The organism is Enterobacter cloacae complex sp. P38RS, from assembly GCF_014930775.1.
Classification (GTDB): domain Bacteria; phylum Pseudomonadota; class Gammaproteobacteria; order Enterobacterales; family Enterobacteriaceae; genus Enterobacter; species Enterobacter bugandensis.
The window spans coordinates 81358-99761 of record NZ_JADBRS010000002.1 but is presented as its reverse complement, the minus strand read 5'-3'; the positions used below and the strand labels follow the sequence as shown (position 1 = coordinate 99761).

Genomic DNA, 18404 nt, shown 5'->3' with positions numbered 1-18404 from the left:
GATTACTCGTCAGCGTCATCCGCTGCGTCGTCGTCGCTCTCTGCTTCCGGTGCGATTTCATCATCACCTTCCGCGACGCTGCCGTCGATGGAATCGAGCTCTTCGTCGTCCACCGGCTCAGCAACGCGCTGCAGACCGACCACGTTTTCATCTTCCGCCGTACGGATGAGGATAACGCCCTGGGTGTTACGGCCCACCACGCTGATCTCGGATACGCGCGTACGCACCAGCGTACCGGCATCGGTGATCATCATAATCTGGTCGGCATCGTCCACCTGCACCGCGCCCACAACGGACCCGTTGCGCTCGGTGACCTTGATGGAGATAACGCCCTGCGTGCCGCGTGACTTGGTCGGGTATTCGCTTTCCGCCGTACGTTTACCGTAGCCGTTCTGGGTGACGGTCAGGATTGCGCCTTCGCCACGTGGAACGATCAGGGAAACAACGGAGTCTTCACCCGCCAGCTTAATACCGCGCACGCCGGTCGCCGTACGACCCATTGCGCGCACGGCGTTCTCTTTGAAGCGCACCACTTTACCGGCCGCAGAGAACAGCATCACTTCATCAGAACCGGAGGTCAGATCCACACCGATCAGCTCGTCGCCTTCGTTCAGGTTCACCGCGATAATCCCGGCGGAACGTGGACGGCTGAACTCGGTCAGTGCGGTTTTCTTCACGGTACCGCTGGCGGTCGCCATAAAGACGTTCACGCCCTCTTCGTACTCGCGTACCGGCAGGATGGCGGTGATACGTTCGTTCGCTTCCAGCGGCAGCAGGTTGACGATTGGACGACCGCGCGCGCCACGGCTCGCTTCCGGCAGCTGATAGACCTTCATCCAGTACAGACGGCCACGGCTGGAGAAGCAGAGGATCGTGTCGTGGGTGTTGGCCACCAGCAGACGGTCAATGAAGTCTTCTTCTTTAATACGTGCCGCAGATTTACCTTTACCGCCACGACGCTGTGCTTCGTAGTCGGTCAACGGCTGATACTTCACGTAGCCCTGGTGAGACAGGGTCACTACCACGTCTTCGCGGTTGATCAGATCTTCAATGTTGATATCAGAGCTGTTGGCGGTGATTTCGGTGCGGCGCTCGTCGCCGAACTGATCGCGGACCAGCTCCAGCTCTTCGCGGATCACTTCCATCAGGCGCTCGGCGCTACCCAGGATGTGCAGCAGCTCAGCAATTTGCTCCAGCAGCTCTTTGTACTCGTCGAGCAGTTTTTCATGCTCAAGGCCGGTCAGCTTCTGCAGGCGCAGATCCAGAATCGCCTGGGCCTGCTGTTCAGTCAGGTAGTACTGACCGTCACGCACGCCGAATTCAGGCTCGAGCCACTCAGGACGCGCGGCGTCGTCGCCCGCACGTTCCAGCATCGCCGCCACGTTGCCCAGATCCCACGGACGCGCAACCAGCGACGCTTTCGCTTCTGCCGGCGTCGGCGCACGGCGGATCAGCTCGATGATCGGGTCGATGTTCGCCAGCGCAACCGCCAGCGCTTCAAGGATATGAGCACGATCGCGCGCTTTGCGCAGTTCGAAGATGGTACGACGGGTCACCACTTCGCGGCGGTGACGCACGAACGCGCTCAGGATCTCTTTCAGGTTCATGATCTTCGGCTGACCATGGTGCAGCGCAACCATGTTGATACCGAAGGAGACCTGAAGCTGAGTCTGGGAGTACAGGTTGTTCAGGACAACCTCACCCACCGCGTCGCGCTTGATTTCAATCACGATGCGCATACCGTCTTTGTCAGACTCGTCACGCAGCGCGCTGATGCCTTCAACGCGTTTTTCTTTTACCAGCTCGGCGATTTTTTCAATCAGACGCGCTTTGTTCACCTGATACGGGATCTCGTGAACAATGATAGTTTCACGGCCGGTTTTGGCGTCCGCTTCCACTTCGGCGCGGGCACGGATGTAAATCTTGCCGCGACCGGTGCGGTACGCTTCTTCAATGCCGCGACGACCGTTGATGATCGCCGCCGTCGGGAAGTCCGGGCCCGGGATGTGTTCCATCAGCCCTTCAATGCTGATGTCTTCATCGTCGATATAGGCCAGGCAGCCGTTGATCACTTCCGTGATGTTGTGCGGCGGAATGTTGGTCGCCATACCCACGGCAATACCGGACGAGCCGTTCACCAGCAGGTTAGGGATCTTCGTTGGCATAACGTCAGGAATTTTTTCCGTGCCGTCGTAGTTATCAACGAAATCAACCGTCTCTTTTTCCAGGTCGGCCATCAGCTCATGGGCAATCTTCGCCAGACGGATTTCCGTATAACGCATTGCCGCGGCGGAGTCGCCGTCGATAGAACCAAAGTTACCCTGACCATCTACCAGCATGTAACGCAGCGAGAAAGGCTGCGCCATACGGACAATGGTGTCGTACACCGCGGAATCACCATGGGGATGGTATTTACCGATTACGTCACCAACGACACGGGCAGATTTTTTGTAGGCTTTATTCCAGTCATTGCCCAATACGTTCATGGCGTATAGTACGCGACGGTGTACCGGCTTCAGGCCATCGCGGACGTCCGGCAGCGCACGGCCAACAATGACCGACATCGCATAGTCCAGATAGGAGCTTTTCAGCTCTTCCTCGATGTTAACCGGTGTAATTTCTCTCGCAAGGTCGCTCATCTAACCGCTATCCCTCTACTGTATCCCGGATTCAAAGGTCGCAAATTATAACACAGCCGCGGTGATACAGGTAAACCTATACGCTTTATTCACAGGGATTGCCTGATATACTCATTTGTCTTGCTAAATAAGGAGTAAAAGCGCCCATGAATGCCGAAAAATCCCCGGTGGCTCACAACGTTGACCACGAAGAGATTGCCAAATTTGAAGCGGTGGCGTCCCGCTGGTGGGATCTCGAAGGTGAGTTCAAACCTCTGCATCGTATTAACCCGCTGCGTCTGGGCTATATCGCGGAGCGTTCCGGCGGTCTGTTCGGTAAGAAAGTGCTCGACGTCGGCTGCGGCGGCGGCATCCTGGCGGAGAGCATGGCGCGCGAAGGGGCCACCGTCACCGGCCTGGACATGGGCTTCGAGCCTCTACAGGTTGCCCGTCTTCATGCGCTGGAGTCCGGTATACAGGTGGAATATGTGCAGGAAACCGTGGAAGAGCACGCGGCAAAACATGCCCACCAGTATGATGTGGTGACCTGCATGGAGATGCTGGAGCACGTTCCGGATCCGCAGTCCGTGGTAAACGCCTGTGCAAAACTGGTGAAGCCGGGCGGCCAAGTCTTCTTCTCGACAATTAACCGCAACGGTAAAGCCTGGCTGATGGCCGTGGTCGGCGCAGAATATGTGCTGCGCATGGTGCCGAAAGGGACGCACGACGTGAAGAAGTTTATCAAGCCTGCCGAACTGCTGGGCTGGGTTGACCAGACGTGGCTTAAGGAGCAGCACATCACGGGCCTGCACTACAACCCGCTAACGGATAAATTCAAACTTGCCCCGGGCGTGGATGTTAACTATATGTTGCATACAACCGCCAAAAACGACTAACGTCATCCGTTATTCTTATAATGATTGCGCGACATCATGTTGCGCAATTCTGACCTCCCGTTGAAGAAATCAGCACTCGATCAAATTTTGAATTTTTTTTCTAAATTATTGACATCTCTTCCAGGCCTTATGGTACGAGGACTTACGCTTTTTTACCCTTTCACAACCTCAATTTAACCTCAAAATCAACCCTTGTGCTGAAAAGATTCGATACTAGAATACTCACCATATAGCGTTTTTCTTATCGCAAACCCCCTATATGTAGTATTTATCCACAGAGTTAGTCACAAGACGGATCTGTGGATAAGCGGGGGATATTTTTTATTTCACGGACAGGTAAAACCCACATGAATCAGAGTCTGCTGGTGACAAAGCGCGACGGTACTACCGAGCGTATCAATCTGGACAAAATCCATCGAGTTCTCGACTGGGCAGCAGAAGGACTGAATAACGTATCTATATCCCAGGTTGAACTGCGTTCTCACATTCAGTTCTACGACGGCATCAAAACGTCTGATATCCACGAAACCATTATCAAAGCAGCGGCGGATCTGATCTCCCGCGACGCACCGGATTATCAGTACCTCGCTGCGCGTCTGGCGATTTTCCACCTGCGTAAGAAAGCCTACGGCCAGTTCGAGCCGCCGAAGCTTTACGATCACGTGGTGAAAATGGTTGAGCTGGGTAAATACGACACGCATCTGCTGGAAGACTATACGGAAGAAGAGTTCGAGCAGATGAACGGGTTTATCGATCACTGGCGCGACATGAACTTCTCCTACGCGGCGGTGAAGCAGCTCGAAGGCAAATACCTGGTTCAGAACCGTGTGACCGGTGAGATCTACGAAAGCGCCCAGTTCCTCTATATTCTGGTGGCTGCCTGCCTGTTCTCAAACTACCCGCGCGACACCCGTCTGGACTACGTGAAGCGTTTCTACGATGCGGTATCGACGTTCAAAATTTCTCTGCCAACGCCGATCATGTCTGGCGTGCGCACCCCTACCCGTCAGTTCAGCTCTTGCGTACTGATCGAGTGTGGTGACAGCCTGGATTCCATCAACGCCACCTCCAGCGCCATCGTGAAATACGTCTCCCAGCGTGCCGGTATCGGCATCAACGCCGGTCGCATCCGCGCGCTGGGCAGCCCGATTCGCGGCGGTGAAGCGTTCCACACCGGCTGTATCCCGTTCTACAAGCACTTCCAGACGGCGGTAAAATCCTGCTCTCAGGGCGGCGTGCGCGGCGGCGCAGCGACCCTGTTCTACCCAATGTGGCACCTGGAAGTGGAAAGCCTGCTGGTACTGAAAAACAACCGCGGCGTGGAAGGCAACCGCGTGCGTCACATGGACTACGGCGTGCAGATCAACAAGCTGATGTACACCCGTCTGCTGAAAGGGGAAGACATCACCCTGTTCAGCCCGTCCGACGTCCCGGGCCTGTATGACGCGTTCTTCGCCGATCAGGACGAGTTCGAGCGTCTGTACACCAAATATGAAAAAGACGACAGCATCCGTAAACAGCGCCTGAAGGCGGTAGACCTGTTCTCCCTGATGATGCAGGAGCGCGCCTCTACCGGCCGTATCTACATCCAGAACGTTGACCACTGCAACACCCACAGCCCGTTTGATCCGGCGGTTGCGCCAGTGCGCCAGTCTAACCTGTGCCTGGAGATCGCCCTGCCAACCAAACCGCTGGAAGACGTGAACGACGAAAACGGCGAAATCGCCCTGTGTACGCTCTCCGCATTCAACCTGGGTGCGATTAAGAGCCTGGACGAGCTGGAAGAGCTGGCCGTGCTGGCGGTACGTGCGCTGGATGCCCTGCTGGACTACCAGGATTACCCAATCCCGGCCGCTAAACGCGGCGCAATGGGCCGTCGTACCCTGGGTATCGGCGTGATCAACTTCGCCTACTGGCTGGCAAAAAACGGCAAGCGTTACTCCGACGGCAGCGCTAACAACCTGACGCACCAGACGTTCGAAGCGATTCAGTACTACCTGATGAAAGCCTCTAACGAGCTGGCGAAAGAGCAAGGCGCGTGCCCGTGGTTCAACGAAACCACCTATGCAAAAGGCATTCTGCCGATCGACACCTATAAGAAAGACCTGGATGCGATCGTCAGCGAGCCGCTGCACCTGGACTGGGAAGGCCTGCGCGAGTCCATCAAAACGCACGGCCTGCGTAACTCCACGCTCTCTGCCCTGATGCCGTCCGAGACCTCTTCGCAGATCTCCAACGCCACCAACGGCATCGAGCCACCGCGCGGCCACGTCAGCATTAAAGCGTCGAAAGACGGCGTGCTGCGTCAGGTGGTGCCGGATTACGAAACGCTGGGCAACAACTACGAACTGCTGTGGGAGATGCCAAACAACGACGGCTACCTGCAGCTGGTGGGTATCATGCAGAAGTTTATCGACCAGTCGATCTCTGCCAATACTAACTACGACCCGACGCGCTTCCCGTCCGGCAAGGTACCAATGCAGCAGCTGTTGAAAGACCTGCTGACCGCCTACAAATTTGGCGTGAAAACGCTGTACTATCACAACACCCGTGACGGTGCAGAAGACGCGCAGGACGACCTGGTACCGTCAATTCAGGACGATGGCTGCGAAAGCGGCGCATGTAAGATCTAATGAAGGGCGGGGATATCCCCGCCTTTATTTCGTAAGACAGGACACACTCATGGCATATACCACCTTTTCACAGACGAAAAACGACCAGCTCAAAGAGCCAATGTTCTTCGGCCAGCCGGTCAACGTGGCACGCTACGATCAGCAAAAATATGACATCTTCGAAAAGCTGATTGAAAAGCAACTCTCCTTCTTCTGGCGTCCGGAAGAAGTTGACGTTTCCCGCGACCGTATTGATTACCAGTCGCTGCCGGATCACGAAAAGCATATTTTCATCAGCAATCTGAAGTACCAGACGCTGCTGGACTCCATTCAGGGCCGTAGCCCGAACGTGGCGCTGTTGCCGCTGATCTCGATTCCTGAGCTGGAAACCTGGGTGGAAACCTGGGCATTCTCCGAGACGATCCACTCCCGCTCTTATACCCACATCATCCGCAACATCGTGAACGATCCGGCGGTGGTGTTTGACGATATCGTCACTAACGAGCAGATCCAGAAGCGCGCGGAAGGCATTGCGCACTACTACGACGAGCTGATCGAGATGACCAGCTACTGGCATCTGCTGGGCGAAGGCACCCACAGCGTGAACGGCAAAACCGTTACCGTGAACCTGCGCGCGCTGAAAAAGCAGCTGTACCTCTGCCTGATGAGCGTTAACGCCCTGGAAGCGATCCGCTTCTACGTGAGCTTCGCCTGCTCCTTCGCCTTTGCCGAGCGCAAGCTGATGGAAGGCAACGCCAAAATCATCCGTCTGATCGCTCGTGACGAAGCCCTGCACCTGACCGGCACCCAGCACATGCTGAACCTGCTGCGCAGCGGTACGGACGACCCGGAGATGGCGGAAATCGCTGAAGAGTGCAAGCAGGAGTGCTACGACCTGTTCGTGCTGGCGGCGCAGCAGGAGGAAGAGTGGGCAGACTACCTGTTCCGCGACGGCTCCATGATTGGCCTGAACAAAGATATTCTGTGCCAGTACGTGGAGTACATCACCAACATCCGCATGCAGGCGGTTGGTCTGGACCTGCCGTTCCAGACGCGCTCTAACCCGATTCCGTGGATCAACACCTGGCTGGTATCCGATAACGTGCAGGTTGCGCCGCAGGAAGTGGAAGTGAGCTCTTATCTGGTCGGTCAGATTGATTCTGAAGTCAACACCGACGACCTGAGCGACTTCCAGCTCTGATGACGCGCGTAACGCTGAGCCTTTCTGGCACCGAAGTGCTGTGCCAGGAAGAGCACCCTTCCCTGCTGGTGGCGCTTGAAGCACATCAGGTGGAGGTAGAGTACCAGTGTCGTGAAGGCTATTGCGGCTCCTGCCGCTGCCGTCTGGTCGCAGGCCAGGTGGACTGGCTGACCGAACCGCTGGCCTTTATCAGTGAAGGGGAAATTTTGCCCTGCTGCTGCCGGGCAAAAGGCGATATTGAGATTGAGATGTAAAAAAGGGCCTTACGGCCCTTTTTCTATTTTAAGAACGTCACCGCTTTATCCGGGAAATCCGTAAACAGCCCGTCCACGTCCGCCTGCTTATACAACACCTCGTAAAGCTGATTCACATCGGTGGCATATGGCGGCAGCTGGTCGGCACGCACCGTGTACGGATGCACCTGCATCTTGCTGGCGTGCGCCTCTTTAACCATAGCCGTCAGCTTCACGTGGCCAGGCGTTGAGCCTTCCGCCACCAGCATGTGGTAATCCGGCCCGATGCCGTCGGCGTACTGCGCAATCTGCTTCATCGCGCCCGGCTTGAACATCCAGTCGTAGCTGTAGTTCACCCACTTCCCGTCCGGCTGTTTCTCCTGGGTTTCGTTCCAGTCGGTGTAGGCAATCAGCTGCACCAGATTGAGATCCATCCCCATCTTCGGCTCCAGCTCGGTTTTGATGCGCTTCAGCTCGGCGGCGTCAAAACACTGCAGGTAAACTTTATCCTTCTTGCTGGTGTAGCCGTACTGTTTCAGCACCTCCAGCGTCTTCGCGGCAATGTCCTTCCCTTCCTGATGGTGGAACCACGGCGCTTTGATTTCCGGGTAGATACCGATATTTTTACCGGTCGAGTGGTTCAGCCCCTGAACAAACTCAATCTCTTCCTGGAAAGTATGGATCCGGAAGTCAGATTTACCCATCGGGAAGCGTCCCGGGTAGACCTGCACCTTCTTGCCGTTTTCAATCTCAAAGCCTTCGGTAAACTTCAGAGAGCGAATTTCATCCAGGGTAAAGTCGATGGCGTAGTAACGACCGTCTTTGCGCGCGCGGTCCGGGAAACGCTCCGCCACGTCCGTGACGCGGTCAAGATAGTGGTCATGCAGGACGACCAGCTGGTCGTCCTTCGTCATCACCAGATCCTGCTCCAGGTAATCCGCCCCCTGGGCATAGGCCATCGCTTTCGCCGGCAGCGTATGCTCCGGCAGATAGCCGCTGGCACCGCGGTGGGCGATAACGATTTTATCGGCCGCCAGGGCAGAGCCAGTCATCAGGCCTGCCAGCAGCAGGCCGGTGGTTAATGGAGTTAATTTCATCGCAATGCTCCTTATTGACGACGCGCCAGCACTTCCGCGTGGTGACGTTTCTCGCCGATCATCACAACAACCAGCAGCAGAACCGCCAGCACGCTGCCGCCGATCATCACCATAAAGCCGCCGTCCCAGCCGAAGAAGTCAACGGTGTAGCCCACGATAGCGCTCGCCGCGACGGAACCACCGAGGTAGCCAAACAGACCGGTAAAGCCTGCCGCCGTGCCCGCCGCTTTTTTCGGCGCCAGCTCAAGCGCGTGCAGACCGATCAGCATCACCGGGCCGTAAATCAGGAAGCCGATAATGATCATACAGGCCATGTCTACTGATGGGTTACCCGGCGGGTTAAGCCAGTAAACGACAGTCGCGATGGTCACCAGGGTCATAAAGAACACGCCCGTTGCGCCGCGGTTGCCTTTAAACACTTTGTCCGACATCCAGCCGCAAATCAGCGTGCCCGGGATCCCGGCGTATTCGTACAGGAAGTACGCCCAGGAGGATTTATCCAGCGCGAAATGCTTCACCTCTTTCAGGTAGGTCGGGGACCAGTCGAGGATGCCGTAGCGCAGCAGATATACGAACACGTTCGCCACCGCGATGTACCACAGCAGCTTGTTCGGCAGCACGTACTTCATGAAGATCTGTTTCGCGGTCAGCTCTTCTTCGTGCTTCTCGCTGTAGTCATCCGGATAGTCGTTTTTGTACTCTTCGATTGGCGGCAGCCCGCAGGACTGCGGCGTGTCGCGCATCAGGGCGAAGGCAATAATCGCCACCAGAATAGCACCAAAGGCAGGCATGTAGAGCGCCGCGTGCCAGTCGTTGAACCAGGCCATCCCCAGCAGGAACAGCAGAGGTGGAAGCCCGCCCCCGACGTTATGCGCGCAGTTCCACACTGACACAATGCCGCCACGCTCCTTCTGCGACCACCAGTGCACCATGGTACGTCCGCACGGCGGCCACCCCATCCCCTGGAACCAGCCGCAGAGGAACAGCAGCACGAACATGATGGCAATGCTGGACGTCGCCCACGGCACAAAGCCCATGAACAGCATGACCGCTGCCGCGAGGATCAGACCGGCGGGCAGGAACACGCGCGGATTCGAGCGGTCCGACACGGAACCCATGATGAATTTGGAAAAACCGTAGGCGATGGAGATCCCCGACAGCGCGAAGCCCAGGTCGCCGCGAGAGAAGCCCTGCTCCACCAGATACGGCATGGCGAGCGCAAAGTTTTTACGTACAAGATAGTACGCCGCATACCCGAAGAAGATCCCGAGGAAGATTTGCCAACGCAGACGGCGGTAGAGAGGATCGATCTCTGCCTCTGGCAGTCGCGCCCGATGCGGCGCAGGTTTGAAGATACTGAGCATAACAGCCTCCGTGGCCTTTCAAAAAATGACCAGGCATCTCGCGCCCGGTTACAGAGGCGGGGATGTTAAAAAAACATGCGGTTTGTTACTGTGAATCAACGCACAGATTGTTACAGAAATATGACAAAATGCGCAAAAAAGCGCATGAAATCACGTTTCAGTTTCGAATTTCGCGCGTTTATGTTCGAAATCAAACAAACCACACGTTCTATGTGGCTAAATGCTAAAAAACGAACATAGAGGAAAGGCAATGACAATTCACGATCCACGCTACAGCGATGTGATTATCATTGGCGGTGGCGCAACCGGCGCCGGCATCGCACGCGACTGCGCCCTCCGCGGCTTAAGCGTCACGCTTCTGGAGCGCCACGATATCGCCACCGGCGCGACGGGACGTAACCACGGCCTGCTGCACAGCGGCGCGCGGTATGCGGTCACCGACGGTGAATCCGCGCGCGAATGTATCGCTGAAAACCAGATCCTCAAGCGTATCGCCCGACACTGCATAGAGCCGACCGACGGCCTCTTTATTACCCTTCCCGAAGATGACCTCGCCTTTCAGTCAACCTTTATAACCGCCTGTACTGCAGCGGGTATTCAGGCGGAGGCCATGGATCCGGCGCTGGCCCGGCGGCTGGAGCCGTCGGTGAACCCGGCGCTGATCGGCGCGGTGAAGGTGCCTGACGGCACCGTCGATCCGTTCCGCCTGACCGCCGCCAACATGCTGGACGCCCGCGAGCATGGCGCGCGCATTCTGACCGGACATGAAGTGACCGGGCTTATCCGCGAGGGTCATCGCATCTGCGGCGTGCGGGTGTTTGATACGCAGTACAACGAGCACAGCGAGCTGCACGCCGCCGTGGTGGTCAACGCGGCGGGGATCTGGGGTCAGCGCATCGCGGAATACGCCGATTTATCCATCCGCATGTTCCCGGCCAAAGGTTCGCTGCTGATCCTTGACCACCGCATCAATAACCACGTCATCAACCGCTGCCGCAAACCGTCTGACGCCGACATTCTGGTGCCGGGTGACACCATTTCGCTCATCGGTACGACGTCAACGCACGTTGACTACAGCGACATTGACGTCAACCGGGTCACCGCCGAAGAAGTAGATATTCTGCTACGCGAAGGGGAAAAGCTGGCGCCGGTGATGGCGCAGACGCGTATTCTGCGCGCCTACGCGGGCGTGCGTCCCCTTGTCGCCAGCGATAACGATCCGAGCGGACGTAACGTCAGCCGGGGCATCGTGCTGCTCGATCACGCCGAGCGCGACGGCATGGACGGGTTTATCACCATTACCGGCGGCAAGCTGATGACCTACCGGCTGATGGCCGAGTGGGCGACCGATGCCGTCTGCCGCAAGCTCGGAAATACCGAACCGTGCGTTACCGCAGAACAGCCGCTGCCGGGATCGCGCCAGTCTACCGAAAAAACGCTGCAAAAAATCATCTCCCTGCCCGCGCCGCTGCGCGGTTCGGCCATCTACCGCCACGGCGACAGAACGCCGCAGTGGCTCGGTGAAGGACGACTGAGCCGCAGCCTGGTGTGCGAGTGCGAAGCCGTTACCGCAGGCGAAGTGCAGTACGCGGTAGAGAACCTGACGGTCAACAGCCTGTTGGATCTCCGCCGCCGCACCCGCGTCGGAATGGGGACCTGTCAGGGCGAGCTGTGCGCCTGCCGTGCCGCCGGGCTGCTGCAGCGTTTTCATACCACCACCGCCACCCAGTCGCTCGATCAGCTCAGCGCGTTTCTGAACGAGCGCTGGAAAGGCATTCAGCCTGTCGCCTGGGGCGATGCTCTGCGCGAAAGCGAATTTACCCGCTGGGTCTATCAGGGACTTTGCGGCCTGGAGAAGGAGCAACACGATGAAATTTGATACCGTAATCGTCGGCGGCGGGCTGGCAGGCTTGCTCTGCGGCATCAAACTCACGAAGCAGGGGCTGCGCTGCGCCATTATCACCCGCGGCCAGAGCGCCCTGCACTTCTCGTCGGGATCGCTGGATCTGGTGGACGAAGCGTACCGCGACAGGCTGCCGCCGGAGCACCCCTATCACCTGGTTGGCGCGCAGCATATTGACCGCTTTGCGCTGGAAGCCGAAGCGCTGCTGGCGGGCTGCGGTGCGCGTCTGAAGGGAAGCGCCAGGCAAAATCACCAGCGCATCACGCCGCTCGGCACCCTGCGCTCCGCGTGGCTCAGCCCGGAGGAAGTCCCCGTGGCCCCCGTCAGCGCGGGACGAGTGCGGGTGGTGGGTATCAGCGGCTTTCTGGATTTTCAACCCCATCTCGCGGCGGCCTCGCTCTGTCGCCAGGGCATCAACGCCGACACGGCAGAAATAGAGCTGCCCGAGCTGGATATCCTGCGCGATAACCCGAGCGAGTTTCGCGCGGTGAATATCGCCCGTTTTCTGGATAACGAGGACAAATGGCCGCTGCTGTATGACGCGCTCAGGCCGCTCGGTGAAACCTGCGATGCCCTGTTAATGACCGCCTGCTTTGGTTTAAACGACAACCGGCTCTGGCGCTGGCTCTCAGATCGTCTGCCCTGCACTCTCGGTTTACTGCCGACGCTTCCCCCTTCCGTACCCGGCATTCGTCTGCACACCCAGCTTCAGCGCCAGTTTGTTGCGCAGGGCGGCGTGTGGATGGCGGGTGACGAGGTGAAAAAAATCACCCTGACCGACGGCGCGGTGAACGAAATCTGGACGCGCAACCACGAGGATATTCCGCTTCGCGCCCGCTATACGGTGCTGGCGAGCGGGAGCTTCTTCAGCAACGGGCTGCTGAGCAGCCGGGAGGGCATCCGGGAAGCGATTATGGGGCTGGATGTGCGGCAAACCGCTTCCCGCGCGGACTGGTATCAGTGTGATTTCTTCACGCCGCAGCCCTGGCAGCAGTTTGGCGTAATTGTCGATAACCGGCTACATCCGCAGCTTTCCGGTATGCCCGTCGGTAATCTTTTTGCCATCGGCTCGCTGCTGGGCGGATACGATCCGATCCCCCAGGGATGCGGCGGCGGGGTTTGCGCCGTCACGGCGCTGTATGTAGCCGAGCAGATTATCCAGCGCGTGGAGGCTGAACAATGAACGACACCCGTTTCGAAAGCTGCATTAAATGCACGGTCTGTACCACCGTCTGCCCGGTCAGCGGCGTAAACCCGCGCTACCCGGGGCCAAAGCAGGCCGGGCCTGACGGCGAGCGCCTGCGCCTGAAGGACGGCAGGCTGTACGACGAGGCGCTGAAATACTGCATCAACTGCAAGCGCTGCGAGGTCGCCTGCCCGTCGGACGTGAAAATCGGCGACATCATCCAGCGCGCCCGGGCGCGCTACAGCACGCAAAAGCCGACACTGCGCGATGCGATCCTGAGCCATACCGATCTGATGGGCAGCGTCTCCACGCCGTTTGCCCCGCTGGTGAATGCCGCAACCTCACTCAAGCCGGTGCGTCAGCTGCTGGATGCCACGCTTAAAATAGACCATCACCGCAGCCTGCCAAAATATTCTCACGGCACCTTCCGTCGCTGGTATAAAACCGTCGCGGAGCAGCAGGCGCAGTACGACGATCGGGTAGCCTTTTTCCACGGCTGCTATGTGAACTACAACCACCCGCAGCTGGGAAAAGACCTGCTGAAGGTGCTCAACGCCATGGGAACCGGCGTACAGCTGCTTAGCAAAGAGAAGTGCTGCGGCGTGCCGCTGATTGCCAACGGGTTTACCGATAAAGCGCGCAGGCAGGCCAAAAGCAACGTCACCTCCCTGCGCGAAGCGATTGTCGATAAAGGCATGCCGGTGCTGGCGACGTCGTCCACCTGCACCTTCACCCTGCGCGATGAGTATCCGCACCTGCTGGACGTGGATAACGCCGGACTGCGCGAGCATATCGAGCTGGCGACGCGCTTCCTCTGGCGCAAGCTGGACAGCGGAAAGACGTTGCCGCTGGGAACATTGCCGCTGAAGGTGGTCTATCACACCCCGTGTCATATGGAGAAAATGGGCTGGTCGCTTTATACGCTGGAGCTGCTGCGGTTAATTCCGGGGCTGGAGCTGACGGTGCTGGATTCGCGCTGCTGCGGCATCGCAGGCACCTACGGCTTTAAGCGTGAAAACTACGAAACCTCGCAGGCAATTGGCGCCCCGCTGTTCCGCCAGATTGAAGAGAGCGGCGCGGATATCGTGGTGACGGACTGCGAAACCTGTAAATGGCAGATTGAGATGTCCACCAGCAAGCGCTGTGAACATCCGATTACCCTGCTGGCGAAAGCGCTGGGCTGAACGTTGCCGGGGCGAAAGACCCCGGCACAGGCATTACTCAACGAACAGCGACTCGACAACGTTAATCCAGCCGTGCTCGCTGGCGACCTCTTTGCCGTTGAGCCAGCGGCGCAGCATATTCAGCGCCATCATGGCGCACACCTCCTGACGCACCGCCAGGCTGTGGCGGGTGATGCTCATTTTTACCCGCAGCGCCCAGGTGCCTTCCGGCGTCGCCAGCGCGAAGTTGAGGTAATCCTCATCCAGCCCGCCGACAAACAGCGCCAGACCGGCAAAATGCTTCACCCTTCTTTCGGAAGCCCAGCGGGCGGTTTGCGCCAGGGTCTCCTGCTGAAACGGAACAACTTCGCTGGCGAGCAGCGGGGCGTTGACGCGCGACAATTGCAGCGCCAGCAGGCCACCGGTGAACTGCTCGCTTAAGGTCACGCTGAGCTGGCGAGTCTGCAGATGTTTTGCAATCTGCTCAGGCAACCCTTCCGTCCCTTCAAAAATCAGGCTTTCGCCCGCCACGCGCTGCACCTCAGGCCACAGGGCCAGCATCGCCTCTTTCTGCGTGGCCGGTCCTGTTAATTTGAGTTCAATGATCGGCATAGAGGAGCGATAACCCATGGAGACGCCCGGCGGCAGCGGAAGGTGGTCAAGGCTCTGGGCCAGATCGCTTTCCGAGCGGCCAAAGGTGGTCAGGCGCAGGCACAGCGGAGGTTCAGGCAGAGTAAAACGCTGGCGAAGGCGCGGCAGGATCTGCTGCTCAACCATCACCTTAAATTCGGAAGGCACGCCCGGCGTGAAGAACATCAGGCAGCGGTTCAGCTGCATGGCAAACCCGCAGGCGGTACCGACCGGGTTATCAACCAGCTCGGCGCTGGCGGGAATTTCAGCCTGCTTGCGGTTGCTGGGGGCCATGACGCGGCCACGTTCGGAGAAGAAGCGTTCCATCTGCGAAAGCCACGCCTCGTGCAGCACCAGCCCTTCGCCTTTTGCGGTCGCGGCGGCCAGCGCGCTGAGATCGTCACCGGTGGGGCCGAGCCCGCCGTTCACGATCAGCACGTCGCACTGTTCACTGCGCTCGCGCAGAACAGCGACCAGTGACTCCAGATTGTCGCCCACGGTATTGCGGCGCGTTAACGGTAATCCTTGCTCAAAGAAAAGATCGGCAAGCCAGGCAGCATTGGTATCAATAATCTGTCCGTGCAGCACTTCGTCGCCGGTGGATAACATCTCCACGTTAATCATTGTGTTCTCCCGCTTATTTGGTCAAAACACTATAGCGCAAACGCGGGGTGGAGATGAGAGAAACTGGCGCGACGGAACGCCGCGCCGGAACGATTAGAAGCCTGCGCTCACGCCCACGTACGGGCCGTCAGCCAGCGCGTTATCGCGGTTGCCGTCTTTACCGGCCAGGTTCAGATAACGGTAGCCCGCTTCGATGGTAATCGGACGCATGATGGTCCAGCGCGCGCCGGCGTTGGCTTCTTCATAGCTGTCGATACCGCTGGAGAGGGAATCCGGAGAGTAGTAGTACTCGCCAAACAGGCCGAAGCTGTCGCCAATTTTCCACTGCAGGCCGCCGCCCACTGCCGCTGCGTACCCTTCATCACCGTCATTTGGGTTGGTGTAGATACCTTTACCGCCAACGGTGGCCAGGAATGGGCCAAGAGGAATATTCAGACCGAGGCCGAGGCTTGCCGCGTCGCCGTCGTCATCGTTGTGCGTCCAGCCGCCGGTCATTGCCAGACCGGAGGTGTCAGTACCCATGCCAAAACCGAGGTGGGTATAGTCCTGACCCGCCGAACCATTAATGCTAATGGCGTTAGCCGCCGCAGATACAACCATCAGGCCGAGGCCCAGTAATGCCACTTTTTTCATTGTCGCGATCCTGCATAATTATAGAGAAGTCCCCAAAACCGCGAGATTTTAACCTGAGTCTCCGGGGGATCAAGCACTCTGCGTGCGGCGGACAGGAAGATTGTAACGATTTGAAACCCCCGGCTTTTTTACGTAAGCAGCAGAAAGCGCATTTTGACGCAAAGGCCACCCAGCGTTTCGCTGCGAGTCAGCTGCAAATGGCTGCGGTGCAGCCGGGCGATATCCGCCGCCAGCGCCAGCCCAATCCCGGAACCGGCGGCGTTCCCGACGTTGTCCAGACGGTGGAAAGGCTGCATCGCCTGGTAGATCTGATCCTCTTCAATGCCGGGGCCGCTGTCCTCAACGCTCAGCTCAACGGCGCCGCCATCCACGCGCAGGAAAACGGTCACGGTCCCGCCTGCAGGCGTATATTTAATCGCGTTCTCCAGCAGGTTGGCGCACAGCTCGCCCAGCAGAACGTCATCGCCTTCGATCGTGACCGGCTGCTGTACACCGTCATATCCCAAATCGATCGCCTTGCTCCGCGCCTGCGCCAGCCGGGAAAAACAGCAGTTCTGCACCACCTGAACCAGATCCACAGGCGTAAAATGACGATCCCCCTGCTCTTTTCCCTTCACCGCTGAAAGCTGCAGCAGCCGCTCGGTGAGTACGATAGTGTCGTCCAGGGTGACATTCATTGCCCGCAGGCTCTCCTGCCACAGGGCGGGATCCTGACGCGCGAGGGCCACGGAGACCTGGGTTTTAAGCACCGCCAGCGGCGTTTTGAGCTGGTGCGACGCATCCGCGTTAAAGCGTTCCTGACGCGAAAGCACGCCGCGCAGCCGGTCGATATAGCGGTTAAAGGCGACTATGAGCAGCCGGGTCTCGGACCAGGGCAGCAGCTCCGGCAGCGGTGCGAGCAGGCCCGGCTCGCGCCGCACCATCAGTGACGAAAGCTGGCGCATTGGGCGCAGCACGCGGCGCAGCAGCCATGCGGTCAGCACCAGCGTCAGCAGCACCAGCAACCCCTGTGAAACCCAGGATGAAAAGAGCAGCTGGCTGGCGAGATAGCGGCGGGACTGGAGCGTCTCGGCGACGTAAATCTCCGCCATGCCAAAAACATTATCTTCATTGACGGGCTGCAGCAGGCGCGCCACCCGAATCGCCTGGCCGCGATATTCGGTGTGGTAAAACCAGGCCAGCGCCGGATAGAGCGTGGTGCGCGACGTCGCAGGCGGCATCTTCGGCAGATCGTCATAGCCGGAGATCACCCGTCCGTCGGGGTCGACCACCTTATAGTAGAGCCGGTCGTTCATGTTGAGCTCAAAGCTGTCGAGCACCACCCAGGGCACGTCGACCGCCAGCCTGCCGTTGCGCACCTCCAGCCGCTCGGAGATGGTGCGGGCAGAGGATAACAGCGTGCGATCGTAGGCTTGCGTGGCCGCCTGGAGCGCGCTAACGTAGCTGTTAAAGGCCGACAATCCCCACAGCAGCAGCAGCGGCAGACCCAGGAAAAGCAACAGCTGCAGATAGAGCGACTGCGGCTTAACCCACCTCATCGCCGCACTCCAGCACGTACCCAAGCCCCCGAAGGGTGGTGATCCGCACGCCGCTGCCGGTCAGCTTCTTACGCAACCGGTGAATATAGAGATCGATGCTTTCAGGGCTGACGTCGTCGTTCAGGCTGAACACCTGGTCGAAAAGCTGCTGTCGTGAAACCGGACGGGTCCGGCGGTGCATCAGCACTTTCAGCAGGGAGAGCTCCCGCGGCGTCAGGGAAAGCGGTTCATCGCGCAGCAGGAAAAAGCCCTCGTCGTCATACTCCAGCTCCCCAAGGCGCTGGCGCTCCTGCGTTCGACCCTCGCTTCGGCGCAACAGGGCGCGCAGACGCGCGTCAAGCTCCTCCAGCTCAAACGGTTTTGGCAGATAGTCATCTGCCCCGGCGTTCAGTCCCTTCACCCGATCCGCCACGTTGCTGCGGGCGGTAAGAAACAGCACCGGCAGCGTTTGCCCCCGTTTTCTGAGGCGGTGGACCACTTCCAGGCCGTCAAAACCGGGCATGCCGATGTCCAGAATAGCGACCGCGTAGTTTTCACCCTGCAGCAGATGGTCGGCGGCACGTCCGTCGGAGACGCAGTCCACGGCAAAGCCTTCCTGCACCAGCGCTTTCTCCAGCCAGTGAGCCAGCTCACGATTATCTTCTGCGAGTAAGAGACGCATGTCACATCCTGTAAAGTTGGTGTCCCGTTGAAAGGGAAATGAAAG

At 58.5% G+C, this 18404-nt stretch carries 14 protein-coding genes; 7 read left to right on the top strand and 7 right to left on the bottom strand.

Features of this window, described 5'->3' with window-relative positions; translation table 11 throughout:
* Positions 1 to 2: 2 nt before the first annotated feature.
* Positions 3 to 2639, bottom strand: a complete 2637-nt coding sequence (gene gyrA / locus IM303_RS04025; RefSeq protein WP_028013903.1) for a DNA topoisomerase (ATP-hydrolyzing) subunit A — start codon at positions 2637 to 2639, stop codon at positions 3 to 5.
* A 146-nt stretch (positions 2640 to 2785) separates the two neighbouring features.
* On the opposite strand from gyrA, the gene ubiG reads away from it, so the two are divergent.
* From ubiG to yfaE, 4 genes are all read left to right on the top strand, one after another.
* A complete protein-coding gene (gene ubiG / locus IM303_RS04020; protein ID WP_020690665.1) occupies positions 2786 to 3514 on the top strand; it encodes a bifunctional 2-polyprenyl-6-hydroxyphenol methylase/3-demethylubiquinol 3-O-methyltransferase UbiG in 729 nt (242 codons plus the stop codon).
* Positions 3515 to 3861: 347 nt separating this feature from the next.
* A complete protein-coding gene (nrdA, locus tag IM303_RS04015; RefSeq protein WP_028013905.1) occupies positions 3862 to 6147 on the top strand; it encodes a class 1a ribonucleoside-diphosphate reductase subunit alpha in 2286 nt (761 codons plus the stop codon).
* 49 nt (positions 6148 to 6196) lie between these two features.
* Entirely contained in the window at positions 6197 to 7327 is a 1131-nt protein-coding gene (nrdB, locus tag IM303_RS04010) for a class Ia ribonucleoside-diphosphate reductase subunit beta (protein ID WP_193359609.1), read from the top strand.
* A complete protein-coding gene (gene yfaE, locus IM303_RS04005; protein ID WP_010433414.1) occupies positions 7327 to 7581 on the top strand; it encodes a class I ribonucleotide reductase maintenance protein YfaE in 255 nt (84 codons plus the stop codon). The genes nrdB and yfaE overlap by 1 nt, the downstream gene beginning before the upstream one ends.
* A 23-nt stretch (positions 7582 to 7604) precedes the next feature.
* Here yfaE and glpQ read toward each other — a convergent pair whose 3' ends face one another.
* Entirely contained in the window at positions 7605 to 8657 is a 1053-nt protein-coding gene (gene glpQ / locus IM303_RS04000) for a glycerophosphodiester phosphodiesterase (protein ID WP_041908960.1), read from the bottom strand.
* 11 nt (positions 8658 to 8668) lie between these two features.
* The gene (gene glpT / locus IM303_RS03995; RefSeq protein WP_049000399.1) at positions 8669 to 10021 is read right to left on the bottom strand and encodes a glycerol-3-phosphate transporter; all 1353 of its coding nucleotides are present in this window, start codon (positions 10019 to 10021) and stop codon (positions 8669 to 8671) included.
* 250 nt (positions 10022 to 10271) lie between these two features.
* Here glpT and glpA point away from each other — a divergent pair, with 250 nt between their 5' ends.
* From glpA to glpC, 3 genes are read left to right on the top strand one after another with little or no spacing between them, the layout of a single operon-like run.
* The gene (gene glpA / locus IM303_RS03990; RefSeq protein ID WP_049000401.1) at positions 10272 to 11900 is read left to right on the top strand and encodes an anaerobic glycerol-3-phosphate dehydrogenase subunit A; all 1629 of its coding nucleotides are present in this window, start codon (positions 10272 to 10274) and stop codon (positions 11898 to 11900) included.
* Positions 11890 to 13107 carry a glycerol-3-phosphate dehydrogenase subunit GlpB gene (glpB, locus tag IM303_RS03985; RefSeq protein ID WP_049000404.1) on the top strand — a complete coding sequence of 406 codons (1218 nt, stop codon included), beginning with the start codon at positions 11890 to 11892 and terminating at the stop codon, positions 13105 to 13107. Before glpA ends, glpB begins: the two co-directional genes overlap by 11 nt.
* On the top strand, positions 13104 to 14294 hold the full coding sequence (gene glpC / locus IM303_RS03980; RefSeq protein WP_049000405.1) for an anaerobic glycerol-3-phosphate dehydrogenase subunit GlpC: 1191 nt from the start codon (positions 13104 to 13106) through the stop codon (positions 14292 to 14294). Before glpB ends, glpC begins: the two co-directional genes overlap by 4 nt.
* A 33-nt stretch (positions 14295 to 14327) precedes the next feature.
* Here the strand turns inward: glpC and IM303_RS03975 are convergent, their stop codons facing one another.
* The 4 genes from IM303_RS03975 to tctD form a co-directional block, all read right to left on the bottom strand.
* Entirely contained in the window at positions 14328 to 15527 is a 1200-nt protein-coding gene (locus tag IM303_RS03975; RefSeq protein WP_041908955.1) for a nicotinamide mononucleotide deamidase-related protein YfaY, read from the bottom strand.
* A 93-nt stretch (positions 15528 to 15620) separates the two neighbouring features.
* Entirely contained in the window at positions 15621 to 16160 is a 540-nt protein-coding gene (locus tag IM303_RS03970) for a YfaZ family outer membrane protein (RefSeq protein ID WP_028013913.1), read from the bottom strand.
* Between the two features lie 128 nt (positions 16161 to 16288).
* Entirely contained in the window at positions 16289 to 17698 is a 1410-nt protein-coding gene (locus tag IM303_RS03965) for a sensor histidine kinase (RefSeq protein ID WP_049000406.1), read from the bottom strand.
* Entirely contained in the window at positions 17685 to 18359 is a 675-nt protein-coding gene (gene tctD, locus IM303_RS03960) for a transcriptional regulator TctD (protein ID WP_028013915.1), read from the bottom strand. The genes IM303_RS03965 and tctD overlap by 14 nt, the downstream gene beginning before the upstream one ends.
* Positions 18360 to 18404: the final 45 nt, after the last annotated feature.

What these genes read in the sequence shown, in the direction of transcription:
- glpT (WP_049000399.1), bottom strand. Translation starts at nt 10,021, where the DNA reads ATGCTCAGTATCTTCAAACCTGCGCCGCATCGGGCGCGACTGCCAGAG.
- glpC (WP_049000405.1), top strand. Translation starts at nt 13,104, where the DNA reads ATGAACGACACCCGTTTCGAAAGCTGCATTAAATGCACGGTCTGTACC.
- IM303_RS03965 (WP_049000406.1), bottom strand. Translation starts at nt 17,698, where the DNA reads ATGAGGTGGGTTAAGCCGCAGTCGCTCTATCTGCAGCTGTTGCTTTTC.
- IM303_RS03975 (WP_041908955.1), bottom strand. Translation starts at nt 15,527, where the DNA reads ATGATTAACGTGGAGATGTTATCCACCGGCGACGAAGTGCTGCACGGA.
- yfaE (WP_010433414.1), top strand. Translation starts at nt 7,327, where the DNA reads ATGACGCGCGTAACGCTGAGCCTTTCTGGCACCGAAGTGCTGTGCCAG.
- glpA (WP_049000401.1), top strand. Translation starts at nt 10,272, where the DNA reads ATGACAATTCACGATCCACGCTACAGCGATGTGATTATCATTGGCGGT.
- IM303_RS03970 (WP_028013913.1), bottom strand. Translation starts at nt 16,160, where the DNA reads ATGAAAAAAGTGGCATTACTGGGCCTCGGCCTGATGGTTGTATCTGCG.
- nrdB (WP_193359609.1), top strand. Translation starts at nt 6,197, where the DNA reads ATGGCATATACCACCTTTTCACAGACGAAAAACGACCAGCTCAAAGAG.
- nrdA (WP_028013905.1), top strand. Translation starts at nt 3,862, where the DNA reads ATGAATCAGAGTCTGCTGGTGACAAAGCGCGACGGTACTACCGAGCGT.
- gyrA (WP_028013903.1), bottom strand. Translation starts at nt 2,639, where the DNA reads ATGAGCGACCTTGCGAGAGAAATTACACCGGTTAACATCGAGGAAGAG.
- glpB (WP_049000404.1), top strand. Translation starts at nt 11,890, where the DNA reads ATGAAATTTGATACCGTAATCGTCGGCGGCGGGCTGGCAGGCTTGCTC.
- glpQ (WP_041908960.1), bottom strand. Translation starts at nt 8,657, where the DNA reads ATGAAATTAACTCCATTAACCACCGGCCTGCTGCTGGCAGGCCTGATG.
- tctD (WP_028013915.1), bottom strand. Translation starts at nt 18,359, where the DNA reads ATGCGTCTCTTACTCGCAGAAGATAATCGTGAGCTGGCTCACTGGCTG.
- ubiG (WP_020690665.1), top strand. Translation starts at nt 2,786, where the DNA reads ATGAATGCCGAAAAATCCCCGGTGGCTCACAACGTTGACCACGAAGAG.